This window comes from Thermococcus sp. 21S7 (assembly GCF_012027615.1).
Classification (GTDB): domain Archaea; phylum Methanobacteriota_B; class Thermococci; order Thermococcales; family Thermococcaceae; genus Thermococcus.
In genome coordinates, this window is record NZ_SNUT01000001.1 from 560407 (window position 1) to 586614 (window position 26208).

The 26208-nt window shown below is 54.0% G+C and carries 25 protein-coding genes and 1 tRNA gene; 16 read left to right on the top strand and 10 right to left on the bottom strand.

Annotation, left to right across the window (positions count from 1 at the left end; translation table 11 throughout):
- Positions 1 to 62 precede the first annotated feature (62 nt).
- The 5 genes from E3E51_RS03010 to E3E51_RS03030 all read left to right on the top strand — a co-directional run bounded on the left by E3E51_RS03010 (position 63) and on the right by E3E51_RS03030 (position 6153).
- Positions 63 to 1562 carry an NAD(P)/FAD-dependent oxidoreductase gene (locus E3E51_RS03010; protein ID WP_167911591.1) on the top strand — a complete coding sequence of 500 codons (1500 nt, stop codon included), beginning with the start codon at positions 63 to 65 and terminating at the stop codon, positions 1560 to 1562.
- Complete coding sequence (locus tag E3E51_RS03015) at positions 1552 to 2802, top strand: FAD-dependent oxidoreductase (protein WP_167911592.1); 1251 nt, start codon at positions 1552 to 1554, stop codon at positions 2800 to 2802. Before E3E51_RS03010 ends, E3E51_RS03015 begins: the two co-directional genes overlap by 11 nt.
- Positions 2795 to 3160 carry a DUF1667 domain-containing protein gene (locus tag E3E51_RS03020; RefSeq protein WP_167911593.1) on the top strand — a complete coding sequence of 122 codons (366 nt, stop codon included), beginning with the start codon at positions 2795 to 2797 and terminating at the stop codon, positions 3158 to 3160. Before E3E51_RS03015 ends, E3E51_RS03020 begins: the two co-directional genes overlap by 8 nt.
- Positions 3161 to 3278: 118 nt before the next feature.
- Complete coding sequence (gor, locus tag E3E51_RS03025; protein ID WP_167911594.1) at positions 3279 to 5237, top strand: glyceraldehyde-3-phosphate:ferredoxin oxidoreductase; 1959 nt, start codon at positions 3279 to 3281, stop codon at positions 5235 to 5237.
- Between the two features lie 73 nt (positions 5238 to 5310).
- Positions 5311 to 6153, top strand: coding sequence for a hypothetical protein (locus tag E3E51_RS03030; RefSeq protein ID WP_167911595.1), 843 nt, complete (start codon positions 5311 to 5313; stop codon positions 6151 to 6153).
- On the opposite strand, the gene E3E51_RS03035 is transcribed toward E3E51_RS03030, so the two are convergent.
- The gene (locus E3E51_RS03035; protein WP_167911596.1) at positions 6142 to 7848 is read right to left on the bottom strand and encodes an N-6 DNA methylase; all 1707 of its coding nucleotides are present in this window, start codon (positions 7846 to 7848) and stop codon (positions 6142 to 6144) included. The two genes, E3E51_RS03030 and E3E51_RS03035, sit on opposite strands and share 12 nt — an antisense overlap.
- Before the next feature lie 98 nt (positions 7849 to 7946).
- Between E3E51_RS03035 and E3E51_RS03040 the strand changes: the two genes are divergently transcribed.
- The 6 genes from E3E51_RS03040 to E3E51_RS03065 all read left to right on the top strand — a co-directional run bounded on the left by E3E51_RS03040 (position 7947) and on the right by E3E51_RS03065 (position 14992).
- On the top strand, positions 7947 to 9206 hold the full coding sequence (locus E3E51_RS03040; protein ID WP_167911718.1) for an FAD-dependent oxidoreductase: 1260 nt from the start codon (positions 7947 to 7949) through the stop codon (positions 9204 to 9206).
- A gap of 141 nt (positions 9207 to 9347) precedes the next feature.
- Positions 9348 to 10295: a carbamate kinase gene (gene arcC, locus E3E51_RS03045; protein WP_167911719.1), complete on the top strand. Its 948-nt coding sequence runs from the start codon at positions 9348 to 9350 to the stop codon at positions 10293 to 10295.
- A 47-nt stretch (positions 10296 to 10342) separates the two neighbouring features.
- Positions 10343 to 11185, top strand: coding sequence for an ATP-dependent Clp protease proteolytic subunit (locus tag E3E51_RS03050; protein WP_167911597.1), 843 nt, complete (start codon positions 10343 to 10345; stop codon positions 11183 to 11185).
- A 145-nt stretch (positions 11186 to 11330) separates the two neighbouring features.
- On the top strand, positions 11331 to 12233 hold the full coding sequence (locus E3E51_RS03055) for a coiled-coil protein (RefSeq protein WP_167911598.1): 903 nt from the start codon (positions 11331 to 11333) through the stop codon (positions 12231 to 12233).
- Positions 12234 to 12242: 9 nt separating this feature from the next.
- Positions 12243 to 13949, top strand: coding sequence for an archaeosine synthase subunit alpha (gene arcS / locus E3E51_RS03060; RefSeq protein WP_167911599.1), 1707 nt, complete (start codon positions 12243 to 12245; stop codon positions 13947 to 13949).
- Positions 13950 to 13951: 2 nt separating this feature from the next.
- Entirely contained in the window at positions 13952 to 14992 is a 1041-nt protein-coding gene (locus E3E51_RS03065; RefSeq protein ID WP_167911600.1) for a hypothetical protein, read from the top strand.
- Between the two features lie 346 nt (positions 14993 to 15338).
- Here the strand turns inward: E3E51_RS03065 and E3E51_RS03070 are convergent, their stop codons facing one another.
- Positions 15339 to 15518 (bottom strand): hypothetical protein, encoded by a 180-nt coding sequence (locus E3E51_RS03070; protein ID WP_167911601.1) that lies wholly within the window; start codon positions 15516 to 15518, stop codon positions 15339 to 15341.
- Positions 15519 to 15560: 42 nt separating this feature from the next.
- On the opposite strand from E3E51_RS03070, the gene E3E51_RS03075 reads away from it, so the two are divergent.
- Positions 15561 to 15851, top strand: a complete 291-nt coding sequence (locus tag E3E51_RS03075; protein WP_167911602.1) for a DUF2103 domain-containing protein — start codon at positions 15561 to 15563, stop codon at positions 15849 to 15851.
- A 225-nt stretch (positions 15852 to 16076) separates the two neighbouring features.
- Positions 16077 to 17483: a DUF2079 domain-containing protein gene (locus tag E3E51_RS03080; RefSeq protein ID WP_167911603.1), complete on the top strand. Its 1407-nt coding sequence runs from the start codon at positions 16077 to 16079 to the stop codon at positions 17481 to 17483.
- 149 nt (positions 17484 to 17632) lie between these two features.
- Here E3E51_RS03080 and E3E51_RS03085 read toward each other — a convergent pair whose 3' ends face one another.
- The 5 genes from E3E51_RS03085 to E3E51_RS03105 form a co-directional block, all read right to left on the bottom strand.
- The gene (locus E3E51_RS03085) at positions 17633 to 18070 is read right to left on the bottom strand and encodes a hypothetical protein (protein ID WP_167911604.1); all 438 of its coding nucleotides are present in this window, start codon (positions 18068 to 18070) and stop codon (positions 17633 to 17635) included.
- Positions 18067 to 18837 (bottom strand): ABC transporter permease, encoded by a 771-nt coding sequence (locus tag E3E51_RS03090; protein WP_167911605.1) that lies wholly within the window; start codon positions 18835 to 18837, stop codon positions 18067 to 18069. Before E3E51_RS03090 ends, E3E51_RS03085 begins: the two co-directional genes overlap by 4 nt.
- Before the next feature lie 4 nt (positions 18838 to 18841).
- Complete coding sequence (locus E3E51_RS03095; RefSeq protein ID WP_167911606.1) at positions 18842 to 20434, bottom strand: PEGA domain-containing protein; 1593 nt, start codon at positions 20432 to 20434, stop codon at positions 18842 to 18844.
- A complete protein-coding gene (locus E3E51_RS03100) occupies positions 20431 to 21396 on the bottom strand; it encodes a hypothetical protein (protein ID WP_206204446.1) in 966 nt (321 codons plus the stop codon). Before E3E51_RS03100 ends, E3E51_RS03095 begins: the two co-directional genes overlap by 4 nt.
- A 324-nt stretch (positions 21397 to 21720) precedes the next feature.
- Complete coding sequence (locus E3E51_RS03105; protein ID WP_167911720.1) at positions 21721 to 22356, bottom strand: hypothetical protein; 636 nt, start codon at positions 22354 to 22356, stop codon at positions 21721 to 21723.
- Positions 22357 to 22434: 78 nt separating this feature from the next.
- On the opposite strand from E3E51_RS03105, the gene E3E51_RS03110 reads away from it, so the two are divergent.
- Together E3E51_RS03110 and E3E51_RS03115 are read left to right on the top strand one after the other, a co-directional pair.
- Positions 22435 to 23061 carry a class I SAM-dependent methyltransferase gene (locus tag E3E51_RS03110; RefSeq protein WP_346765933.1) on the top strand — a complete coding sequence of 209 codons (627 nt, stop codon included), beginning with the start codon at positions 22435 to 22437 and terminating at the stop codon, positions 23059 to 23061.
- 49 nt (positions 23062 to 23110) lie between these two features.
- Positions 23111 to 23188, top strand: a tRNA-Gly gene (locus E3E51_RS03115).
- A gap of 4 nt (positions 23189 to 23192) precedes the next feature.
- Here the strand turns inward: E3E51_RS03115 and E3E51_RS03120 are convergent.
- From E3E51_RS03120 to rlmD, 3 genes are all read right to left on the bottom strand, one after another.
- Positions 23193 to 24032 carry a DUF835 domain-containing protein gene (locus E3E51_RS03120; protein WP_167911607.1) on the bottom strand — a complete coding sequence of 280 codons (840 nt, stop codon included), beginning with the start codon at positions 24030 to 24032 and terminating at the stop codon, positions 23193 to 23195.
- Positions 24033 to 24085: 53 nt separating this feature from the next.
- On the bottom strand, positions 24086 to 24511 hold the full coding sequence (gene lrpA / locus E3E51_RS03125) for an HTH-type transcriptional regulator LrpA (RefSeq protein WP_167911608.1): 426 nt from the start codon (positions 24509 to 24511) through the stop codon (positions 24086 to 24088).
- A gap of 69 nt (positions 24512 to 24580) precedes the next feature.
- A complete protein-coding gene (gene rlmD, locus E3E51_RS03130) occupies positions 24581 to 25834 on the bottom strand; it encodes a 23S rRNA (uracil(1939)-C(5))-methyltransferase RlmD (RefSeq protein ID WP_167911609.1) in 1254 nt (417 codons plus the stop codon).
- 108 nt (positions 25835 to 25942) lie between these two features.
- Here rlmD and E3E51_RS03135 point away from each other — a divergent pair, with 108 nt between their 5' ends.
- The gene (locus tag E3E51_RS03135) at positions 25943 to 26158 is read left to right on the top strand and encodes a helix-turn-helix transcriptional regulator (protein ID WP_167911722.1); all 216 of its coding nucleotides are present in this window, start codon (positions 25943 to 25945) and stop codon (positions 26156 to 26158) included.
- The last annotated feature ends 50 nt before the right edge of the window (positions 26159 to 26208 follow it).

The following is a 26208-nucleotide window of genomic DNA, read 5'->3' on the forward strand; positions in this document are numbered from 1 at the left end:
AGGTTGAAGAAAGCTTTAAAACGAGAAAAACCCTTTCTTAAGTTAATTAGGAGGGAGAAGGAATGAAGACACGGATCGCCATAATCGGTGCCGGCGTCGTTGGAGCGTCGATAGCGCGCGTTCTCAGCCAGTACAACGGACTTGAAGTCCATCTAATCGAGAGAAACGTTGACGCAGGAATGGGTGTCAGCAAGGCCAACACTGGCATAATCCACCCCGGACACGAAGACGACCCGGAAAAGTACCCGCTGAGGGCAAAGCTCTGCGTCGAGGGAAACAAGCTCTGGTACCAGTGGACCAAGGAGCTTGGAATCCCCGCAAAGTGGCCGGGTGAACTGATGGTCGCCCTTGAAGAGGAGGACATGAAGGTCGCCGAGTACTATCTGGAGCTTGCACAGAAAAATGGCGTTCCAGGTGTCAGGCTCGTTGACCGGGAGGAGCTTTTGAGGCTTGAACCCAACGCAAACCCAAATGCTGCGGGAGCGCTGTGGGCACCGACCGCCGGAGTCATGTCCTCCCCGATGGCGGCTGTAGCCCTCACCGAGAACGCCGTCGACAACGGGGTTAAGTTCCACCCGGAGACCGAAGTGCGCGGGATAAAGGTGAAGAACGGGGAGGTAAAGGGCGTTGAAACGAACCAGGGATTCATCGAAACGGACATCGTCATAAACGCCGCCGGCCTCTACGCGGACAGAATCTCAGCCATGGCAGGCATAGACCACTTCACCATACGCCCCCGAAAGGGTGAGTACTACATCTTCGACGACGATGCCGGGCCGAAGGTCAGGAGGATAGTCCACCAGACGCCCACTCCCACGACGAAAGGCGTCTACGTCATCACCGAGATGAACGATGGGGTGATGATAGGGCCCACCGCCGAAGACCTTCCCGAAGATGCGAAGGACGATACCTCCACGACCAAAGAGGGACTGGAGTTCGTCTGGGAGATGGCGAAGAAGCTCGTCAATGGGCTGCCGCCCAAGAGCCGGGTCATAAGAACCTTCGCGGGCCTGAGACCAGAACCACCGGACGGCAGGTGGATAATAGAGGCCTACGACGATCCGTGGGGCTTTGTAAACGTTGCGGGAATAAGGTCACCCGGACTGACAGCCGCGCCGGCAATAGCGTACTACGTGGTTGAGGAGCTGATTATGGACAAACTGGACGTAAAGCTGACCAAAAAATCCCACTGGAACCCCTACAGGGACGCCTTCTGGTTCAAGGCCCTGCCGCGGGAGAAACAGGCGGAGCTGATAAAGAGGAACCCCGCCTACGGAAGGATCATCTGCATGTGCCGCACGATAACCGAGGGCGACATAGTGGACATAATACACCGCATGAAGCGGATGGGCGTTAAAACCATCAGCCTCGACGGCGTTAAACTGAGGAGCGGCGTCATGTCAGGGACCTGCCAGGGCTCGTACTGCAGGGTGAGGATAGCCAACATCATCGCCAGGGAAACCGGAATTCCGCTCTGGAAGGTCAGCATCAAGGGGGAGGGCACGGAATACGGCATAGGCGACATAAAGGTCCTCCTGAGGGGTGAGAAGAATGCGGAGTGAGTACGACACCGTTGTCATCGGCGGAGGACCCGCCGGCCTGGCCGCCGCGATAAAGGCGAAAGAACTGGGGATGAGCGTCCTCCTCATCGAGAACAGGGAATTCCTCGGCGGCATTCCGATGCAGTGCGTGCACCCGGGATTCGGGCTCCACTACTTCAAGGAAGACCTGACCGGAACGGAGTTCATACATCGCATAATCGAAAGGTTCCGGGAGCTGGACATCGAGTACTACACGAACGCCCACGTCCTTGAGATAGTGCCGTACTCCTACAGGCACAAGATTCTCAGGGTTGTGACGGAGGAGGGGATCTTCGAGGTCAGGGCAAAGACCGTCATATACGCAACGGGCGCAAGAGAGAGGCACACTTTCGAGATAGGAATAACTGGCCACAGGGTTGCCGGGATATACACAGCCGGAGAAGCCCAGACCATGATGGACATCTACGGGATAATGCCCGGGAGGGAGATAGTCATAGTGGGTTCGGGCGACGTCGGGCTCATAATGGCGAGAAGGTTCACCCTTGAGGGCGCACACGTCAAGGCGGTTATAGAACTCATGCCCTACCCTGGAGGGCTGACCAGAAACGTCGTCCAATGCCTGGAAGACTTCGGAATCCCTCTCTACCTGAGCCACGCCGTAACGAGGGTTGAAGGAAAGAAGAGGGTCGAGAGGGTCATCGTGACGAAGGTTGACGAGAACCTCAGGCCCATTCCGGGAACGGAGGAGAGCATAGAGTGCGACACCGTCGTTCTGGCAGCAGGCCTTGTCCCGTATCTCAAGGTCATAGAGAAGGCCGGAGTGAAGATAGACCCCGCCACCAAGGGGCCGGTCGTCAACGGCTACCTCGAAACCAGCGTTCCGGGGATTTTTGTCGCAGGGAACGCCCTCGTCATCAACGACCTCGTTGACTACGTCGTCGAGCAGGGAGAAGAGGCCGCCGAAGGGGCGTACGAGTTCGTCAAAAACGGTGGCCTGCCGGCGCTCAAATGGAGGAAGCTAGTGAAGGGAAGAAACATCAGGCTCGCAGTGCCGCACTATCTGGCAGATACCAAGGACGTTACAATCTACGCGAGAGTTGCAGAGCCGGAGGAAAACGTCAAGCTTCGCTTCCCGGAGATTGGAAAGGAGATACGGCTGCCCTTCGTGAGACCCTCCGAAATGATAAGGGTGAAGCTGAGGGGGGATGAGATAGCCCGGGCGGAGGGAAGAATCACGATGGAGGTCGTTCGGGATGAGTGAGGTCAAGAAGTTCAGGCTGACTTGCATCGTCTGCCCCCTGGGCTGTACGGTGGAAGTTACCATAGAGGGGGACAGGATAACCGGCGTTGAGGGCTTCACATGCCCCAGGGGAAAGGAGTACGCGATACAGGAAGTCCGGGAACCGAAACGCACCGTCATGAGCGTTGTAAAGGTGAAGGGGGGAACCTTTCCAACGGTGGCCGTTAAAAGCGACAGACCTGTCCCCAGAGAACTCATACCGAAGATCATGAGGGAGCTTGCGGAAGTTGAGGTCGAGGCGCCGGTCAGCGTGGGGCAGGTCATCGTGGAGAACGTCCTGGGAACCGGAGCGAACATAGTTGCCACAAGGGAGGCATAGCCCCGCAAACATCCCCCAAATATTTTATTTCCGCCAGCGGCAGAACATGGCGCAACCCTCAAAACTCTTAAATACAATTGATTGTAAATAACACTGGGAGTGATACGGGGTGAGGGATATGAGGTTCACGGTTCTTAGGATCAACCTGAACGAAGGAAAGGTCGAAAGCGAGGAGCTGGAGAGGGACGGGATACACGGGGTTATAGACTACGGCCTTGAGCTCCACGAGAGCCTCGAAACCTACGGCATTGACCCCTACGACCCGAGGAACGTCGTTGTCATGGGCATGGGGCCATTCTCAGGCTCGACCCTGCCCGGAGCCCACAGACTCATGTTCTTCTTCCGTTCCCCCCTCTACGGAACCCTGTTCCCCTCCGCCATGGGCGGAGCGGCCTACGCCTTCAAGAACGTCGGCGTTGACTTCGTGACCTTCGAGGGCAAGGCCGAGAAGCCCGTCGTCGTTCTGCTCTACAACGACGGTGAAAACGTCAGGGTGGAGCTCCACGCGATAGACCTTGACAAAGTCGTTGAAATCTGGAAAGGATACAACGGAGAGGAAGGCGTCTACGCGCTCACCCAGTACCTGATAGACACCTTCGGAAAGGACTTCGACTTCGAGTACCGCATAGCCGTTGTTGGGCCAGCCTCACTCAACACAAACTACGGGGCGATATTCTCCCAAGCCTTGCGGAAGGGAGAACGCCTGGTTGGCAGCGAGGACTGGGCCGCCCGCGGAGGTTCCGGAAGCGTTCTCCTGAGGGCACACAACGTCGTCGGAATAATCTTCGGCGGAAAGCCGAGGAAGAGGTCGTTCCCGGGCGAGGACATCGGCAACTTCAAAACCTCCAAGGGCATAGTCGAGGGCGTACACAAGAAGCCCTACAACGAGATAATAAGCGAAAAGACCACCAAGTACCGCTTCAACCCCAAGCTCAACACCGGCGGAACCTTCGGCGGCAACTACCCAGCAGAGGGCGACTTTGTTCCGATACTCAACTGGGGGATGCCCTACATCCCAAAGGAGGAGCGCATAAAAATCCACGAAAACATCATGAAGCACTACTGGGAGCCCTTCAACGAGGAGGCCATAAAGACCAAGAACTGGACGACCTGCGGCGAGCCGTGTCCGGTGGTCTGCAAGAAGTACCGCCGCGGCCACCACGTTGAGTACGAACCCTACGAGGCCAACGGCCCGCTGAGCGGAAGCATAAGCCTCCGCGCCAGCGACATAAGCGTCCACGCGGCAGACGCGATGGGCTTCGACGCCATAGAGTTCGGGGGCACCGCCGCATGGGTCCTCGAACTCGTCCACCGCGGTCTGCTCAAGCCGGAGGAAGTCGGCCTCAGCGGAAAGCCCGAGTTCACAAAGGAGGCACTCCTTGAGAGACCGATCGAGGCGAGCGAGGTTAACGCCAAACTCGTGGCGGAGCTTGCCCACCTCGTGGCCTTCGCCGAGAACGAGATAGCGAGGATAATCGGCCTCGGCAAGAGGAAGGCGAGCGTAATATTCGACGAGCGCTTCAAGGACAGGCTGAAGTACGGCGAGAGCTTCAAGGACTACGGCGTCTTCGTTCCGCTCGGCGAGGACGGAGAGATGACTCCGACGATGTACTGGGCGATAGGCAACTACATACCGCTTCCGATTCAGGGAAGGTACTGGACGTTCTACCAGTTCGGTGTCTTCCTTGAGCCGGAGGAGCTGGCCCAGAAGATAATAGCGAGCGCCCTCTGGGAGTTCTGGTACGACAACGTTGGCTGGTGCCGCTTCCACAGGGGCTGGATGAAACCCATCCTCAAAGCCCTATTCATGGAGGCCTACGGGGAGAACGTTGACATGGAGGAACATGCCAGGAAGCAGATTAAGAGACTAATAGAGTACGCGAGGAAGGCAGGCTACACTCCAGCGTTCTGGGACTCGATGCGCGTTATAGACCTTGTCGCTGCCGGAAGCGAGGAGTTCGGCAACGAACGCTGGGCCGAGAAGTTCAGAATCGACAAGGTCGGCACGGCAAAGGAGTACCTAGAGAGGGTGCTCAGTGCGTACAGTGAGATTCTGGGTGTGGAGTGGAGGCTTTGAGTTCCTGTTCTTTCTCATCTTAACATAAAGGATTTAAATTTTAACATATGGTACCCACCAGAGGGGATTCATAATGACGACAATCTGTGGAGGACTTAGGAGCCCAGCCATTCGGGAGTTCTGTTATAGGATTGTTCAACTGGCCAGAGAATCAGGGGGGTACTTTGAGCCAATTGCTCAAGAGTTTCTTGATGAGTACTACAGATTCGTTGAGGTTCCAAGGATTAGAGGGACACTTCCAGATGGGGAATACAGACAGAAGGGGAACGCATTCCGTGATTTCATAAGTGAGCTGATCTTTGTGAGGTCAGATCATCAATACCGACTCGTTGACAAAAAAGTCCAAGGTTATACAGAGCGCAATCATGACGTTGATTTAGCTTATGTAGTTAGAGGTACAGTTCTTGTCGCGGGGGAAGTCAAAATGACCGGTAGTCCATCTCATCGTCGGGGGAACTACATCCAGAAGGAGAGAAAAACCCAAAGTGACCTTGATAAAAGGCTAAAAGAAGTTAAATTTACGGCCGTTGATCTGAAGCTTCGCCACACGCCCAACGATATCCTAATCAAAATTACATCAAACAGTACGCCTTCATCTACGAACCTGCCTCTATGGTGGGATGAATGGATTAAAACTTCAGTTCCTGGTTTTTATTCATTCTGGGCGTCAAGATTAGCATCAGGACAGCGTAGGGGGAATAAAACAGTAAATGCAGATAATCCATCACTACTCCTTGAAAAGTTTGATAAGCTACGTAAATACAACAATGCCGTCGGCGTTTTTATGTTCAGAGAAGAAGGTGACAGGTACGTTCCAGTTGAGGAGGAAAGAATAGGGAGACTAAAATTAAAGATAGACGAGGCAATTGACGATTTGATTAACTTTCTTGATGCTTATATTGGGTCAGCTCTTTGATTTTTTAATCCTATTTTTCCTCAGACGTTCCCAGACGTTAGTAATAATTTCCACTGCATCTCTGTGGAGGCCTAACTCTCCCTCCAGCAGTATCTCATCAATCAACTCAACTACGTCGTTGATCTTTCTTTTTCTCAGGAGTCTGTCAACCGTTTCACCTGCCCTAAGAAGTTCCTTAGTGTTTTTTATCTTCGGAAGCATTATCTTCTCGACCTCTTTTGGTTCAACTTTGAGGACTCCACCACCATAGAACCTACCGTTCAACTCGAGAGATGCAAGGGTTAGTGAGTTATAAAAAGACGTTGCAAAGAGAATAGGTGTAATGTTTCTCCTCAAAAATATATGATGAATGGTGTTTGTGCTCGTGGCCCGGTTACCGTCAACTCTAACTTCATTGGCTGAAATCTTGGGGATATCATGAATCATGTAGCTCATAAAAATATCCGGAAAACGAACCCCCGGGACTTCATACCACCTTTTTCGTATCTTAACTTTGTACCTATCCCTCACCCGTAGCTCTTCTCCCCGAACATTAAGGTACTCTTTCACGTGTTGGGGAAGATTCTCCCAGGGTTCAGTTACATGGAGAAGATAACATTTTTGGCCTAACTTGCATAGGAGCTTCCAATCCTCAGCAGTTATCCTCGTGCCTTTGAGGTGTTCAGCCCGTGATACCAAGGGCACTAAATACTCCCTTTCTATGTTCCATCTTTCCGCTTCGTGGACGCTGAGTGTGAAAAAACTGTTGTCGCCAGTTACAACCCCTATTGTTACCTTTCCAAGCTCACCTACTGTTGTCGTCATGTCTTCAACCCGTTCCACAATTCGCAGATACTCTCTGAGGATGTCCGGAGGGAGGAGGTATTTTGTCCATTTCTCATCGGCCTTAGGGCTGAAAGATGGATATCCACTAAAGTCCTCTAGGAGTTTAATATCACCGAGTCTCTCTTCTGACCGAACTGTTACAAACTTAACTTCGGAAGTTTTGGTATGACCTTTTATGCCCAGTAATATAATCGTGTCCTCCAACACCGAAAATGCTCTTTTTTCAAAAGAAACCAATATAACGCTCTTAAAGTTTTTTAGGAGCCATTTCCTAAAGGATTTAGCATAGTTAACGTGCAACAGCTTGGAAGGAAGGACCATTGCCATTCTTCCACCATCTTTTAAAAAGCTTCCAGCATGTATAACAAACGGAACCCATGAAGCTGTGAGCTCCGTTAAATTGACGCCTTCCTCGTTCGATAGACTCATTGCTTTTCTCCGGGTTTTTCCCTTGAAAAGCTGGTATCTTATGTAAGGGGGGTTCCCGATAACAACATCAACAGGGGGTAGCCTGTTCCCACCAGAAACGAGTTTAAGCTGGGGTGAAAGAGGTTGTAAGTCAAAGAAGTCAGAATTAATAAGCGTTGGCACTACCCCAAATTTGGACAGCAATCTTTTCTTCGTTTCCTCAATCATTTCCCAATCAAGCTCAACCCCATAAACCTGACGTGGGATGTCCTCAAGTCGCGCCCCACGAGAGAGAAGTTCCCATATGGATGCCTCCAGAAAAATTCCGTCACCACAGCTCGGTTCTAATATTGTATCGCGTGGAGTCCTCACCGCCCATCGAGCCATGAACTCGGCAATACTACCTGGTGTATGCACTTGTCCCAAAGTTTTCACTTTGTTGAGCGTCCCTACCTCCCCCATGTTTCCACCTACTCGAGTCTACTCGAGTAGTCTAAATAAGCATTACGGCCCAGCAATTCTTATAATCGGTGCTTCGATGAGTTGTTCAGGTGAGAGCAATGCGGACAGTCATCATAGGCTCTGGAATCGGCGGTCTGCTAACCGCTTCCTTTCTCGCTAAAAACGGCTATGAGATTACCGTTCTCGAAAAGTCGCCCTATATCGGCGGTAGATTCGCGAATTTAAGCTACAGGGGCTTCGGCCTCTCAACCGGAGCGTTCCACATGCTCCCTCACGGCGAGGACGGGCCCTTGGCTCACCTCCTCAAGCTCCTCAACGCGGACGTCCGTATAGTGAACTCCGACCCCAAGGGCATGATTCTCTACGAGGGCAGAACCTTCCACTACCGCGAGGGCTGGAAGTATCTGAGCTTCACCGAGAAGGCAAAGGCGACCAAGTTGCTCTTGGACATAAAGCGCGGTAAGTTGCCGGTTGATGACCCTGAGATGAGTGGGCGTGAGTGGATTCGGGAGAAAATAGGCGACAACGAGTTCGTTGACCTCTTCATCAAAAGCTTTCTCGGCTGGGCAGACAGCGTCCTCGACGTTCCTGCCGGAGAGCTGGCGAGGGAGATAAAGGCGGCCCTGAGGTGGGGAGGGCCCGGGATGGTCAGGGGCGGCTGCAGTGCTATAACGGATGAACTCGTCCGTATCGTCGAGCGGAACGGAGGCAGTATACTAACGAGAAGGCGGGTCGTTGAGGTTGATGCCGAAGGGAAGAAGGTCATCACCGCCGACGGTGAGGAGTTCCCCTACGACGTGCTCGTCTCCAACATCGGAATCAAGGAGACGGTCGAGCTGATTGGAAGGGACAACTTCGACCGTGATTACCTCGGGCGGGTCGATTCCCTAAAGCCCAGTGAGGGAATAAAGTACAACGTGGCGCTGAAGGGGAAGCCAAGGATAGGCAACACCGTCGTCTTCACCCTCGACACCGAGAGGATAAACGGCTACAACGAGCCGTCGTCGCTCAGCCCGGAGCTGGCTAAAGAGGGCTACACCCTGGTAATGCTCCACCACGCCCTTCAGAGCAGAAACGTTAAGGCCGAGCAGAGGAAAGGGATAGAGGACATATACCGCATCTTCCCGAACCTCGACGGAGAAGGGGAAATCCTGCTGATACAGACCTACCTCGATGGGAATCCCGTTAACAGGGTCGCCAGCGGCCAGACCGTTGAGGACTTCCCGATAGACGATGTTTACATTGTCGGCGATGCATACAAGCCGCCCGGAGGAATAGAAGTCGAGGGCATAGCTCTCGGCGTCATGAGAACCCTTGAGAGGCTCGGCCTTGGAAGCTTTTCGGAATGGTATTTGTGAAGGAAAGCCCTTCCCCCGGTTTTCTTTACATTTGTCGCCTCGATTTCCCACCCGCCGAACCTTTTTCAAGTGAACATCGTTGGCACCTAACGAACGTTTTTATCCTCCCCCGCGTATTTATACATCCCGGAGGTGATGCTCATGAAGAGGGTTGTCATAGCCTTGGGCGGTAACGCTATCCTCCAGCGAGGCCAGAAGGGAACCTACGAGGAGCAGATGGCCAACGTCATGAAGACGGCCAGGCAGATAGTTGATATAATCCTTGACGGCGACTACGAGGTCGTTATTACCCACGGGAACGGCCCCCAGGTAGGGGCGCTCCTCCTCCATATGGACGCCGGCCAGGCAACCCACGGCATTCCGGCTCAGCCGATGGACGTTGCCGGCGCGATGACCCAGGGTCAGATAGGTTACATGATACAGCAGGCGATAAGGAACGAGCTGAAGAGGCGCGGGATAGACAAGCCCGTGGCGACGATAGTCACCCAGACCATCGTTGACAAGAACGACCCCGCCTTCCAGCACCCGAGCAAGCCGGTTGGGCCTTTCTACGACGAGGAGACCGCCAAAAAGCTCGCCGAGGAAAAGGGCTGGGTCGTCATAGAGGACTCCGGCAGGGGCTGGAGGCGCGTTGTGCCGAGCCCCGACCCCAAGGGCCACGTCGAGGCACCGGTCATAGTCGACCTCGTTGAGAAGGGCTTCATTGTGGTGGCCAGCGGCGGCGGTGGGGTTCCCGTCATCGAAGAGGACGGACAGCTCAAGGGCGTCGAGGCAGTTATAGACAAGGACTTAGCGGGTGAGAGGCTCGCAGAGGAAGTTAACGCGGACATATTCATGATTCTGACAGACGTGAACGGGGCCGCGGTAAACTTCGGCAAACCTGATGAGAAGTGGCTCGGGAAGGTCACGGTTGAGGAGCTCAGGAAGTACTACGAGGAGGGCCACTTCAAGAAGGGAAGCATGGGGCCGAAGGTTCTGGCGGCCATGCGCTTCGTTGAGTGGGGCGGCGAAAGGGCGGTTATAGCGGCGCTCGACAGGGCCGTCGAGGCCCTCGAAGGAAAGACCGGAACTCAGGTCATAAAGGGCTGAACCAAAGGCTATAAATATCCTCCCTTCTTTTTTTATTCGGTGATAACATGAGCGAGGCCGCTACCGGATTCTTCGGTTCGCTGCTGTGGTGGCTGTTCTTTATGTACATCCTCCTGTGGCCCCAAATGCAGTACAGGAGCCTGCAGCTGGCCAGAGCCAAACTGCTCAAAAGACTCTCGGAAAAGCAAAAATCAACGGTAATAACGATGATTCACAGGCAGGAAAGCATAGGCCTCTTCGGGATACCCTTCTACAAGTTCATAAGCGTCGAGGACAGCGAGGAAGTCCTGAGAGCCATCAGATCAGCCCCCAAGGACAAACCGATAGACCTGATAATCCACACACCCGGGGGTCTGGTGCTGGCCGCGACGCAGATAGCGAAGGCCCTCCACGATCACCCCGCAGAGACCCGCGTCATAGTGCCCCACTACGCCATGAGCGGCGGAACACTCATAGCCCTCGCGGCCGACAAGATAATAATGGACCCGCACGCGGTTCTCGGCCCGGTTGACCCGCAGCTCGGCCAGTATCCTGGACCAAGCATCGTCAGAGCCGTTGAGAAAAAGGGCGTTGACAAGGTGGACGACCAGACGCTTATTCTGGCGGACGTCGCGGAGAAGGCCATCAATCAGGTTCGCGACTTCGTCTACAACCTTCTGAAGGACCGCTACGGCGAGGAGAAGGCCAGAGAGCTTGCCCGGGTGCTCACTGAGGGGCGGTGGACACACGACTACCCAATTACCTACGAGCATGCCAAGGAACTTGGACTTCACGTTGAAACGGACGTTCCTGAGGAGGTTTACGCCCTCATGGAATTGTACAAACAGCCAATGAAGCAGAGAGGCACGGTAGAGTTCATGCCGTACACACAGAGGGGCGAAAGCTCCTGAAGATTCAATATTCTCTCTACTTCCACCATTTTTGAAGGACCCACAAAATTTCAGCCAAAAAGTTTTTATTTACTCTCACCGTTTTCAGTCCAGATGTTTGGAGTAAGCTCACGAGCTGTTCTAAAAAGAGGGAAGGGGAAGAGAGATGCAAGCGAAAGTAGACCCAGAGGAAATTAAGAGGATCAAGAGGGAGATTGAGGCCCTTGAAAAGGAGAGAAACGAGATAAGGGCCAAACTGGAGGAGCTCGATAAGGAGCTTCAAATCTGGATTCAGAAGAGGGACGAAAAGAACAACGAGGTTAAGGGGCTCCGCCAGAAGGGACGCGAGTATAAAGCCAAGAGGGATGAAATCAACGCCCAGATACAGGAACTCAAAAAGAACCGCGAGGAGATCAACGCGAAGCTCGACCTCCTCTACCAGGAGATACTTGAGTACAGAACAAAGAGGGACGAGTACAACCAGCTCAGGCGTCTCAAGATGCCGCCCGCGAAGATACAGGAGCGCATAGAGAAGCTGGAGTGGGAGCTCCAGACCAACCCGAACATAACGCCCGAGAGGGAGAAGCAGATAGTCGACCAGATACAGGTTCTGGCGACGGAGCTTGAGATAATCCAGCAGGCCCAGAGGTTCCACACCAAGCTCCAAGAGACCAGGAAGAAAGTGGACCAGCTCAAGAAGGCCAGGAGAGCCATAAGCATGGAGATACAGAAGCTCGCCAATCAGAGCCAGCAGTTCCACGAGGGGATGATAAAGGCTTTCAACCAGGCCGACGAGGTCAAGAAAGAAGCCGACGAATACCACGCCAAGGTCGTTGAACTCAGAGAGAAGATCAAGGAAGTCAGGAGGGAGCTCCGCGAGATCGAGAGAAAGATAAGGGAGTACGACGAGAGGCACAAGGAACTCATCGCATACAGGCTCGTCGCCAGGATGCGCTCCAAGAAGGATGCCAGCTTCGAGAAGGCCGTCGAGGCCCTTGAGAAGTTCAAAAAGGGCGAAAAGCTTACCCTCGACGAACTGCTCCTCCTACAGAGGTACAACCTCGTCTGAGGCCTGGCTATGGAGGTTATCCGGCACGAGGGGCCTGGAAGGCTGGGCCTCGTAAGACTCGGGGAGCACTCGTTCAGAACCCCAGCGCTGGCGGGGGTAGACTTTACCCTCTCCCCCTTCAACTCATTCTTCCATCCCGCCGAGCCTGGAGACTACGATTTCAATCTCGCCCCGGCGATCCCTCTCGGCTTCTACACGCCGGACGAGGTTATAGAGAAAGCCCTCGGAAGGCTCTGGAGCGTAAACTACGAGGGCTTCAACGCCTTCTACCTGCCCGCCCTTAGGAGGACCATCCACCTGGGCGAGTTCTTCAAGATAATCGAGCGCTACAACTTTGACGCCGTCTACCTCGGCAACTCGAAGGTTCTAATAAGGGAATACCGCTACTTCGTGAGGATTTTGAGGGAGCTGCGCGAGAGGTTCCCAAACGTCATGATAATCACAGACCTAGAGCCGTTTTTCTATCCGCTCGCCGTCTATCTCGGCATCGATGCCTTCGACACCCGCTCCCTCAAGCTCTACGACTTCGATGGCAAGGGCTTCACAGGATACAGCCCGTTCCTCTGGAAGGAAGAACCCAACTCCCTCGACTTCGCTCGCGAGACGATTCTGCTGGTCAGAAAAGCCCTGAAAGAAGGAAAGCTCCGCTACCTCGTTGAGAACTTCTTCAACACCGGATACCACGCGGGAATACTCCGCATCGCTGACCTTGAGCATCCGGACTACCTTGAAAAGTACACACCGATTCAGAAGGAGACGGTCTACTTCATCAGCGACGCATCGGTTAGACGGCCAGAGGTGAGGAGGTGGCAGGAGCGCGTTGCAGAGCGCTTCGTCCCGCCGAGGAACACCGAACTGGTTCTCCTCTTCCCGTGCTCCGCCAAGAAGCCCTACTCCTTCTCCAGATCGCACACCCTCTATCGGAAAGCCCTTAAAGAGGCCCTCGGCTCTGGAATCGCCAAGGTTCACGAGCTAATCCTCACATCGCCGTTCGGCGTCGTCCCGCGCGAGTGGGAATGGCTGGCAAAGTACGACATAGTCGTTACCGGCCACTGGAGCGAGGAGGAGATTAAACCAGCGGCCGAGCTTCTCGCGAGAACCCTTGAGAAGTACCCGAAAGACGTTCCCATTATAGCGCACCTCGACGAGGCCTACGTTGAGATAGCGAAGCTTGCCGGCGAGATGAGCGGAAGGGAGATACTCTTCACCCGCGTCGAGAACGGCACGACGAGCAGGGAGAGCCTCAAAGCCCTCACCGAAACATTAAGGGAGTTCGAGCTTGAGGGAACCAAGGAAGACAGAACATACCGCTACTTCGAGGGCATAAGAAAGGTCTTCGACTTTTACTTTGGAGCAAGCGCCGGGGAGGCTGTCCTTCCCGAGAACGGCAGGGTCAGAGGTTCCAAGATGCTCCGTCTCTTCGTGGAGAATCAGCAGACGGGAACCTTCAAGGACGGCGTGATAAGCGTTACCCCCTTCGGAATGCAGAGGATATACGACTCCCTCAACTCATACTGGGTGAAGATCGACTTCGAGCTCCGCGGCGACGTCTTCGCGGTCGGCGTTGACGAGGCGGATCCAGCTATAAGGCCGGACGACATAGTGGGCATAGTGAGGGACGGGACGGTGGTGGGCGTCGGAAAGGCAGTTTTAGCTGGAGAGGAGATGGTCAGAGCCAAAAAGGGTGTCGCCGTCAAGGTCAGGAAGAGGGCCTGATTATGAAGCGGTTTTTCAGCCTTCTCCTGGTTCTCTCGGTTCTCATTTCCCTCCTGCCGGGGACTTCAGCAGATTATCTCGGGGCGGAGAGCCTCGACTTCCACGTCGTTGCGGTGTACGGCGATTCCGCCGTTCTCTCAGTCGAGTACGTGCCGTACTCCACCTCGATGAGCGATGCCCTTGTGCCCACAGGCTACTTTTACTACACCTTCTACGTCAACTCAAGCGGGGCGTACTTCATAGGGGGCTCCCTGGAAAAACCGGCGGTCTACAAGTACAGGGGCTTCTACTACGTCTTCATCGCCAACGAAGGCTCTGTAGAGGTTTATATGATGGGTGAGGACTGCTTTGAGAGGATAATCACTGTAAATTCCCAAAACAACAACTCCGCCCCAAACTTTGCCGTCGCGGTTCCTTACCTCATAGTGCAGGTCTCCGGGAACGAACTCCGGGCAATCAACGTCGCCAAGAACGCAACCGTCGGAACCCTCGACCCGATGAAGGCCGAGAACGGAACCTACTTCAGGGGCGTAACCATCGTCAGGGAGGGGAACGACGTTAGACTTGTGGGGGACTCCCCCGAAAAACCGCCAGCAGCATTGGACGTCTATGCCTCCGGCGATACCCTCCGTGTCCCCGAAGAGAACCTCGAACTTCCGCGGGATTCCGTGACCGAATACCTGTGGGCGCCCGAGGAAGCGGGGCACCTCAGGGCGTACAAGCTCGAAAACGGCCTCCTGCTGGTACCCCCAAGCGTTACCCACTACTTTGCCCCGGATGCCAATTCGAGCGGGGAGCTGTTGCAGTTCGGGAACGAAAGCGTCGCCGCCGGCATCTCCGACGTTTACGTCCTGTACTACGACGGGACCCTGAAGGCTTTCCCCCTCGGAGAGCCAACCGGAAGCAGATTCCTGGTGAAGGCTGACGGCGTGAGGTTTACAGGGTGCAAGGTGCCGAAAACGTACGCCCTCGAATTCTGGGCGGCGGTAGTTCTGCTGGCGCTGATAGGTCTCACCTGGTTCTTCATGGTGAAAAAGCAATAGCAAGGTTTTTATCTTCGTAGACTGACCTCCTCCCCGCCGTGAGGGGCGAGGCTTTCAAAAGAAATATGTAAAAAACAACGAACTGGTGTTCTCAAACGGCTCAAAGACCTACAGGATTCCACTGAAGGACGTGTTGCCCTACCTCCAGGATCCCTCAGAGGCAGAGTTTCTTCTCGGGGTGTTCATGGGGAATTATCTGCCATCCTTCCCCAACCATCAGCTACCACAGAGAAAGCTGCAACGGTACCACCGAGAGCACCCTGACCTTTGTTGCCAAGAGCCCCTATAAGACCCACACAATTGAGAACGTCAGCCCAGAGAATCTGAAGCCGGTCTACGAGTTCATCTACAACGGGAAGCTGAAGGCCGTCCCTCTCCTCTCCACGGATGGGTACTCATTCAAACCGCTGGCCCAAAAGGTGGCGGTCAGGGACGAATGTCCATGCAGATGTGAGAGCAGGCTCTCGGCTCCGCTCAGTGCCCTGATCGCTGCGGTTCTGGTCTTCACGCTGATTCTGGTGACCATACGGAGAAAACGCTAAAAACCCGACAAGCAGTACTATGGAACATGCCCAAGCACTTCAGGAAAGGCGTCAAGAGGGAGCATCACTTCCTAAAGGGCCTTGAAAAGCCGCTGGAGAGAATAGCCGCGATACCCGGGGTCAAAAAGGTAATCCCCGGAAGGATCTATGCGAGCGACGCAAGAGGTTTCGAGATAAAGGTCTCGCGAGAGACCAAGACCGGCCTGAAGCTCATCGCCAAGAGCGACGGTTCCGTCCAAGACGTTTTTCTCGTCGTTGATAAGGCTGACAGGGAAAGGGTTAAGCGGGAGATAGAAAAGATGGGAAAAGAGTGGTGATCAGCTCACCGCCCCTGGAAAAGGGAAACCGGGAACCTCTCAACGGCCACAAGCTTTTTCGTCGTTTTAAATGAAATTGAAACATAAAGGTTCAAACTAAAGCGTAGAAGAGACCCATAGACAACATCCCAGCCAAGCATATTATAATTTACGCTAGTGATATTAATCGGAATGTTAAGTCAAACTAACGAAACAATTTTTAACCCCCAGATTTAACCATGATTGATGGAAACTAGAAAACTCAAGATTAGATTATCGACATACGATATTACCGCGGCTTGCATAACGTTAGCATACATAACACTTTTAGTAAAGCTAAGCTTTGAAAAGTTTTCAGGATTTCGCTACTCCAGCCTTGACTTGGGAATATTCACGCAATCCATGTCCGGCTTCCTCCACGGAAGGCCGCTTTTCAACACGGTCGAATGGCAGTTCCACGGGGCCCCCAACCACTTCGGAGTTCACTTCCAGCCGATAATGTTCCTACTCGTCCCAATGTTCTATCTGTTTCCATCGCCGAAGACGCTCCTAGCGGTTCAGAGCCTTGCCCTTGGAGCCTCCGTTTTCCTTGCATACCACCTCGCCAGAAAGCTTACCGATGAGAAAACGGCCATCGTTTTGACGGTTCTCTACGCCCTTAACTCGTCTCTCATCGGCATAAACCTCTTCGAATTTCACCCGGTAGCACTCGCGGTTCCACTGTTTATCCTCGCCACCATCTTTCTTGTTGAGGATAGAAAAGGCGCCTTCGCCCTCACCGCCATTTTCATCCTTTCGGCCAAGGAGGATGCTTTCATCGGAGTGGCATCGCTGTCGCTCTGGTGGGCGTTCAGGGAGGGGCTTTCTCTTAAAAATGCGAGAAGAAACCGGTCTCTCCTCGTAATGGCTGCCGTTTCAGTGCTCTACGGGCTGATCGTTATTTTCTTCGTGATTCCCCACTTTGGCAACGACTACCTATACGGGGGCCTGTACTCACACCCATCAATTGGAAGCAGGAAGATCCTCTACTTCCTCCTGTTCAATCTGACGTTTGGTCTTCTTCCGCTTTTACTGCCCCGAAACGCACTCCTGCTGACACTCCCGTGGCTCGAAAGTCTCCTCGCCTCCCGACCCAGCCAGACGGCATTTGGATTCCACTATCCGTATATGCTCGTCCCCCTGTCATTCACCGCTGCAGTTTCCGCACTGCGGGAGCTGGAACTCAGGAGGATTCTCTCGGTTCTGGTGGTCGTTGGGCTGATGGCCTCAATGGCAACGATGCCCGTGGCCGAAAAGCCCCCAAGAACCCAGAATCCCCTGATTCACTATTCGGTTCTCGAACCCATTCCCGGCGCTGAACCGGCGCGGCCCGTCATCCAGATGCTCATGGGAAGCAACCTCTCCGTTTACACCCAGCCAAACTTCTATCCGGCGCTCGCCCTGAAGGAAAACGTGTACGTCTACCCCAACGGAATCAGGCCGGATGCGGTTCTCGTTGACGTTAGAACGTACCAGGGAAGGCTTTACCTAGGGAGAGTGATGAGGACGGTTAGGGAAAAGTACCGTCTCGTCTACTCCAGGGAGGGCGTGAGGCTGTACGTTAGGGAGGGGTTGAACGTCTCAGTTTCTGGGCGGGTGCCCCCGGAACCCTAAGATATGGGCCGGAAAAAGCAAACAGCGGTTCTATCCGCGAACAGATCCAACCGACGAGAGGTTCGTTAAGGAGCACCAGCTCCGGCTTTCCGAGGTTCACAGGATACAGGCTACAGCTCCTGAACTTCTTTGTGGGGTTCTCGCGGTTATCATCGTTTCCTCCCCTCCACGAGCAGGATCACCGCCAGAAGAAGGGCGCTCACTCCCCCCAGGCAGTACCGGATGTTGAGGACAGTTACAGATGGATACCTGTTGATCACCCTGACCGCCAGGGTAACCGGTGTCATCGACCCCACGGAGAGGTAGTAGGGGCCGGAGTGCTTCAGGAAGACCCTGCCCCTGAAACTGCCGGTCACGTTCCTCTCAAGGACTGCCCTGCCTCTCTCGGGGTCGAAAATCCTGACGGTGTATTCAGTCCCTTCGTCGGCGCTGGAGCTGAGCACGGCCATTCCGGAGGAGGGCACTACAATCCCCTGTCCCACGATGACGACCTCAGAAATCGGCTGGGTCATCGCGTTTTTCTCTATCGGAAACACCAGGATGGTCATGAGGACTATCGACAGCAGTACAGCCTTCAGGAGCCTCATGAGACGTCCCTCCACTCGCTGAGTATAAGGGCCACGCCGAGCATCACCGCCGGAAGGAGGAGCCCCATGTGGAAGGAACCGTCAAGGAACGCCGCTATCCTGTCGGAGGGGTAAAACTGGGTGGTGTAGGCCTTGAAGAACGCGTCGTCAATCACCGCTGGGGGAAGGCTCCTCAGTTTGAGCACGAGGGGGACGTAGAGGAGCGTGATGCTCCCGAGGAGGGAGGCGAAGGTGTTGGGTGAAAGCATCGCCACCAGGGCGGAAAGGGACACCACGTAGAGCACCATCATGGCCCAGTAGAGAAGATAACCTGCTAAAAAGCCCTCGTCGAAGAGTGCCCTTCCGATGAGGTCCGGTACATCACCGTGAATGTAGATGAAAGCCAGGAACGCAGGCAGGATTGAGGCGAGGAGGAGCAGTACCATCGCGGAGAGCGCCTTAGAGAGTACCACCGAGTGGTTCCTGACGGGCAGGCTGTAGACGCTCTTGGCAACCCTCGTATCCCTATCGTATCTTACCATCAGGGAGACAAGCAGGGCACCGGTGAGCGCGAATATCGTATACTCCTCGGTTCCCAGCCTCGGGAGCGTGAGACCGAGGGTCTTGGCCGATTCGGAGACGATTATCCCGTCCGGCCCGGTTACCATGAAGACCACGTCGTTGCCAGTCAGGCTGGAAAAGAAGGTAATGCCGAGCATGATGAATCCAAAGATGAAGACGATGAGGTTGTAGGGGTCCCCAAGCTCCCACCTTATCTGGGCCCTCATCGCCTCACCTCCTCAGTCTCAGGGCCAGGTAAACGGCCGCGACAACCCCGGCCAGGATACCCATCTTGACCCACAGGGAGCCGTTGTCCCTTCCTGCTTGACCGGGGACGTCATTGGTGGGTGATATTGGGAGGGTTTGAGTTTTACCGGGAACGCCGTTTTCGTCGGCCTTTGCCTTCTCCCCCGATTGTATGTCGTCCGCTCCACTCGAAGGGGGTGAGATGACGATTTCTGGATCCTGTCCTGCGGACTTCTTCTCCAGGCTTATCTCAACGGTCTTTGACTCGTTTGGGGTCAGGATTACCTCCAGGCTCTTCGTGAGGTAGCCGGGAGCCTTCACGGTTATGTTGTAGCGTCCGGGGCTGAGGGTGAGGTTTTTGGCTTCGACCTCCTTGCCGTTCAGGAGCACCGACGCGTTGTTCGGATACGTCACGACGTTGAGGGTCGCGTTGGCAGGGGAGAGCTTCAGGAAAACACTTGCACCCTCCGTAAGAACCACTGATTCTTTAGCCGAGAGATTGCCCCTCGAAGCTATGACCGTGTAGTTCCCGGATGGAAGGAACAGCGTGACGGGCGTGACGGCGAAGGCCCTTAGAACCCCGTCGGTAACCACGATGGAAGCGTTGCCCGGCTCGGAATTGACCTCAAGGGGAACAGCTCTCACCGCCTTTCTTTCCACCGTCAGCGCAGACTTTGCCTTTTCCATGTCCACGTTGATGTGGTACGTCTCGTTGGGGGCAACCTTCACGACGCTTTCGATCAGGTAGTGGTTCTCAGCTACCCCCACCGTATGGGTGTCGAGCCTGTGAATTACCGGAATCCGTATCGTTCCGTAGTAACCGATGGCGGTGGCGTTGTAGACGTCGTGGGGGAGTGCCGGGACGTAGAGGCCCATAGGAGTATAGAAGACGTACCTATTGTGGCCCCCGTTGATGTAGAACGTTAGGCCCTCGGGAACGGAGGTTATCTCCAGTCGCGCCCAGGAGACGAGGTAGGTGGCATTTTTAACACTTTCTTGTCGTTCGCTTCCCCCGGGGTACACTTCGACGTAGAAAATACAGGGTTTCCCGTCATCGTTTCCAATGTGCATGAAGGTTCCATTGAGGGTTATGTACACCTCGTCCCTTCCCCGCACTGCGAGGCCCATTGGATAGGGGTTCGATACGTTGAGATACCCGGAGTTGCTTCCACACCCACCTGGGAACGCAAACGGATTGAAGGGCGGGTTGAGCTTCTCCTGGCTGTAGTTGGCGCTCTCGTTGAAGATTGCCCTTATGGACACGATTCCCTCCCCGGAAACTGCCTCCGCAATCTCACTGGGGTTTACACGAATTATTGTGGCTGTTTCGGTCATCACTGAAACCTGGGCAACCACCGTGACGTTTCCGATTATCCTGATGGTGTAGTTCCCCGGTTTGAGCACCAGGCCAACGGGAGTGGCGTAAGAGCCCACTCCTACTATATCAGCTACCAGGCCACTGGGCGCCTCAACGAACAGGTAGCCGGGCCTCTCCATCGCGCTTTCTTCGGCCGAATACGCGGGGGGAACGAGCAGACCGGCCACCAAAAATGCCAGGAAAATGGCCTTCCATCTCACCGCTTCCACCTCCTTTCCGTCCACAAAGCTATCATAGTGAGAACGACGAGCGAGAGAGCGAAGAAGTACTTAACCGGCGTCGAAGGTGAACGTCCGCTTCCATAGTCGGGCAGCTTGACGTTGGTGTCGTAGAGGTTGAAGCCCTGCGCCCACCACTCCCTGTCGTCCTTCCCTTCCTCGATGAGCCTCTCAAGCTTCCGGGAGTTTACCATATCAAGGGCGATTGCGCCTATCACTCCCAGAATTGTAGTTTCCGGCGCCATGTCAACGAGGAGCGTTGTTATAAGGAGACCTGTATCGAGTTCGTAAATCAGCTCCGTCGTGACAACGTGGCCATTTCCAGTCGTCAGGTCATAGATAATGTATGCTCCCCTGCTCTCAACAAACAGGTAGGGTGGGATAAAGTCCCTGTAGTGAGTGTGAAGGATTTTATCCTCTATCCAGGTGAACGAAACGTTGGTTACAACGATATCGTCCGAGTGGAGATTGTATTTTTTCAGGAAAGCAGGGGCGAGAAGATAGTCCCCCTTTCTTGGCGGGTGGGCGGGGTCTATAAAGAACATGGGCGATCCGATTGGAGTGCCGTCTTCTTCATAGTATGTCATGTCGCTCAGATTAAGGATAAGGATTTTTGACAGAATCAGACGAGGAAGGATTTCACCCGGCCCCGTGCTCACGTTGTTCATTTCAAGCGTAACCCTCACGAGAGCCGTTTCGTTCGTAACGTTGAGAATCTCAAAAGTCAGGTACGAATCCCCCGTAACAAAAAGCGATATCATGGTGCGGTTGTCGATTTTGAAGAGGCCGGAATCCCCTTCATAGAGCTCTTTAACCTCATTATAAGCGTCCGTTGGAAGGAGTCTCGGCCAGATCATGAAGACGTTTACCTCGTTTTTCTCAGGATTGAGAGGCATTTTCATTGCGTATTTGATGTAGGCTCCCTCCTTGAACCAGTATGGCACCCTCGAAGCCTGTGACAATTGAGTGAATGGTGTAGACACCAAGAAAAAAACAATAAAAAAGGTGAGGAATTTTTTCAAGTCTTCCCCCTCCAGCTTTTGCCCCATTTATCCGAAGGCAATTAGGAATGTCTGCAAATGCTTCGTCGATCATTCCGTTCCTTATGTACTTCACTCTAGCATAGGAAATGCGCGGGTCTCTAACAAGATGACATTAGTAATGACTGTACAGAGACTTATAAATTTTACCATCTATATTATTAAATTATTTTGTTTACTCAGGGTTTGTCCTAGCAACCACAACGGAAAGAAGAAATTGGAAACAACCTAAAGCTCGCCCCTCCCCTCAAAAAATGCCTCAAGCTCCTCGTCGCTTATTTCGTCGTCAGCTTCCGTGTAGCCTAGTTCCCTCTTCTGGAGTTCTATGAGGTCCGGAGTTAGGAGTAGCCTTCCGTCCAGCTTCGGCACGGCGTAGTGGAGCGTTATCTCGCTGAACTCGTCCAGCTTTATCGTTGGGTTCAGCTCGTACTCTATCTCCTCCAGCCTCTTTCCTTCGGCTATAAGCTTCGCCACTATCGCCGAGCCGTCTATGGAGAACTGCACGCTCCCTATGTGCCTTGCCTTCGCCCCTTCGATCTTCTCGGTTATGAACTTCTTGGTCTTTCCGGTGAACTCGAAGTCACCGAGGATTCCGCCGACGACTATTATGCTGTCCTCCTCGATGTCCTCTGGTTTCAGCTCCTCCTCTGCGAAGGGGTCGAGGATTATGAGCTTCGAGCGGTCGAAGGGGAACTCCGTGACGCTCTGGGACAAAACGCTCCCCAGCTTCGCGAGTTCTTCCCTCTCGTGCGGCTCCACGTTGGTGAATATCAGCTTCTCCCCCCACCACTCGCTCGCGTGTCTGTACTCCAGGAGAACCCAGTCGCGCAGTTCCTCCAGGTGTTCTATGAGCAGGTACGGCATGAGCACCACCACGCCCGCTTTGCCCCTTGGTCTTAAAAGCCTGCCGACTTCACGGAACTGCCCAGTTAGGGTTTTAACATGGAGCGGGGAGTTACGGCCATGAGCTTCCGGAAGAAGTACGCCAAGCTGGGCGAGAGGTACGAGAGGATAGACGGCCCCCTGGAGAGGTTCTTCGACCCGCTGAGGAGGAAGGCGGCTCGCTACGTCACGGGCAGGGTTCTCGAAATCGGCGTCGGCACGGGGTTCATGCTTCCCTACTATCCCAAGGACATAGAACTCCACGCAATAGATGCCGTTCCAGAGATGGTGAAAGTGGCGGAGAGAAGGGCCAGAAAACTTGGCCTGAACGCCCGCTTTTACGTTATGGACGCCGAGAACCTGGAGTTTCCAGACGGGAGCTTTGACACCGTTGTGAGCACCTTCGTCTTCTGCACCGTTCCCATCCCTGAGAGGGCAATGGAGGAAATCCGCCGCGTCCTTAAGCCCGGCGGAAGGGCGATCTTCCTGGAGCACACACGGAGCGACTGCAGACTTTTGAACTGGCTGTTTCTCAGGCCCCTCGACGTTCTCCTCGGTCTTCTGCTTGAGGACAACACGCTGAGGGAAACACACGAACTCGTGAGGAGACACCTAGAGGTCGATCACGAGGAAAGCCACTACCGTGGGATAGTGAGGTTCATCGTTGCCAGGAAACCCGGGACGTGAGGTAAAACTTTTAAAGGCACGGATGGTTAATAATACCGGGCTGGACGGAGCGGTGGTAGTCTAGCCTGGTCTAGGACACCGGCCTCCCAAGCCGGTAACCCGGGTTCGAATCCCGGCCACCGCACCACAATTCATTTCTTATCGTGCTTCAGTTGCTCCTCAAGATTCTCCACGGGCAGAAGTTCGGAGGACAGTATATTGAATATCCTTCCACTCAGCGCTTCCCGGTCGAGGGTGACTATAATTATCCCCCTGTTCAGGACGGAGATATCCTTGAGGGTGGTCAGGAACTTGAGAACCGCCTCCTCACCGTTCTCAAGGATCAGGTACTCCACACAGTCGATGAATATGACCTTATCCATGTCCGCACTTTCGAGGAATCTGCGGAGTTTGTCGAGAAGATACGAGAGCCTCGTTGGTGTAACCGCCTCCCCATGGGGGACCTTCGAAACCCAGATGACGGGGATTATCTTCAGCCCCAGTTTTTTCCTAAACACCTCCGGCGGATCTCTGCTAACAGCAAGCCCCGGAAGGCGATACCTGCGGACGAGATTAACGAAGGTGCTTTCACATTTTTCCTGAGATCCCCAGTACCCACCGTAGTTCAGTGAATCCACCGGCTCCACCGCTATGGGGACTATCATGTATCTCCCCCGTGCAAACGGTAGGTATATCATAACTGAGGACAAAAACAGGAGCAGCGCCCCAATCAGCAGCAGAACCGACCGGACAGCCAAGTACGTGGGGTCGTTGTTGAGCACGACGGTTCTCAGTAGAACTCCAATAATCTGAGCAACTCCAACCAGAAAAAACGCCGCTATGAGAACGTTAAAGGCACGTATAAACCCACTGAATCCGAGGTTCCTTCGAATTTTAGCGCCCATCTCCAGAAGGACTGCAATTATAGCTACCGAGAACACCAAGACCAGAAGATCACGGACGAAATAACCCCAGTCCACAACCACCGACATATTATACAATATACACCAGAAAATATTTAAAGATTTCCGGAGGAAGTCGCGGCTTACTTTAGCTTTTCAAGGATTATTGCCGGGCAAACTTTGGTAACGCCCTCTATCTTGCCTATCTTGTTGGATATTATGTCGGAGAGGTCCTCCCCGTCCTTGGCCCAGACCTCTGTCATTATCATGTGGTCGCCGCTGGTGAGGTAGACGCTCCTGACGAAGTCAAACTCCTTTAACTTGCTCGCAACGTCGAATATCTTCTCGGGAAGCGTATCAACGCCCGTCAGGCTGACGAGGTTGTACCCGAGCTTTGAGGGGTCAACGACGACGGTGTACTGCCTTATGACGCCCGCCTCCTCCAGGGCCTTAACCCGCTTCCTGACGGCCGTCTCGCTGATGCCAAGAACCTTGGCTATCTCCGTGAACGGGGTGCGGGCATCCTTGGTGAGCATCTCGATTATAATCCTGTCCCTTTCATCAAGCATTTTTCATCACCTCTGTTTAAGGTTATGGGGACTAAGTATATTAAGTTTTTGAACCTGTTGGTTCTAAAGTTAAACCTTGAGTTTAAGTTTGACAACCGTCTCCACGTGAGGCGTGTGTGGGAACATGTCAAGCCCAACGGCACTCTCTACCGCGTATCTATCGGATAGGGCATCAAGATTGCTCCTAAGGGTCTTTGGATTGCAGGAGACGTAGACGATGCTTTGAGGTTTGTCTTTTAAGATTTTCTTTATCAGTTTGGGGTGCAGCCCTGCCCTTGGCGGATCAACGATTATCGTCCCGTATTCCGAAAGGTTTTCGACGTCCTTGTCCTGCCCGACCAAGAAGGTCGCCTCAACACCGTTCAGTTCAGCGTTTCTGTTCGCCATCTCCACCGCGAAGGGGTTAACCTCGATTCCCTCCACGTCGAAACCCCTCTTGGCCAGGTATACCCCAAAGGTCCCAACACCGGAGTACAGGTCGAGGACCCTCCCGCCATCGACCAGCCCCGCCACCGTCTCAACCAGCGCTACGGCCTGGTAGCTGTTCGTCTGGAAGAAGCTGTTGGGATGTATCAGGTAGGTCACGTCGTCGAGCCTCTCCCTTATGAACTCACTCCCCCAGAAGCGCGCTATCTCGCCGTGGGAGACGTCGCTGGGGGTTCTGTTGATGCTCCAGTACACAGAGGTCGCGTAGTCGAAGTATTCCGGAAACTCGCCCGGAAGCTCACCCTCCGAGGTGACGAGGTTCACCATCAGCTCGCCCGTGAACTTGCCCTTGCGGATGACGATGTAGCGCAGAAAACCTTCGTTCTTTCTTATCTCGTACAGACTCGGGGCGTGGTCTTCTATGAACTCCCTAAGGGAGCGGAGGACCTTCCCGCTGGACTGGCCGAAGACTGGGCACCACTCGATGTCAACCGCGTCCCACCATGTGCCGCGCCTTCTGAAGCCGATTCCTGCCGTCGAAATGACAACATCGATGCGATTTCTGTGACCGTATATCTTAGGAGACGGAACAACCTCGACGTCAAAGCCCAAAATCTTGGATAATTTGTCGGATTTAAACCTAACCTGCTCCGCATAGGGGAGGTGCTGAAGAAGGCAGCCACCGCACGTTCCGAAGTAGGGGCATCCAGGCTCGGTCCGGTTTGGAGAGGACTCCACCACGTCAAAATCAGTGGCTATAAGCGTTCTCTTTTTCCTCCGCCATCTCCTAACTTCCACAACGTCACCCGGCGCGGTGAACGGAACGTGAATCTCTTTTCTCCCCATCCTCACAACGCCTAGACCTTCCAGGTCAAGTCTTTCGACGATTCCCCGCATGGTTTTTCATCCAGCGGGCACCTTATAAATCTGCCTTCGTACATGTGCCGAACTCCATCCCAGAAGGTTTATTTAGTAGAAGGAAGTAATTAAATATCGGTGCCCTTGATGTTCGGCAGTCGTAAGGATGTTGTTTACAAAATCCTGGCTACCAAAAAGAGGGCCGTGGCGCTTCAGACGCTGAGCGCCGAGCTTGAAACCCCGATGCCCGCGGTTCTCAAAACAGTCAAGCAGCTTGAATCCGACGGCCTGGTGGAGGTCTTCTACGGCCAGAAGAAGGCTTCAATAATGGTCAGGGCAAAGACCATGGAGGATTACATCTGACTCCCTATCAATAATTTTTGAGTAAGAATAACAAGGACGAACGGAGGGCT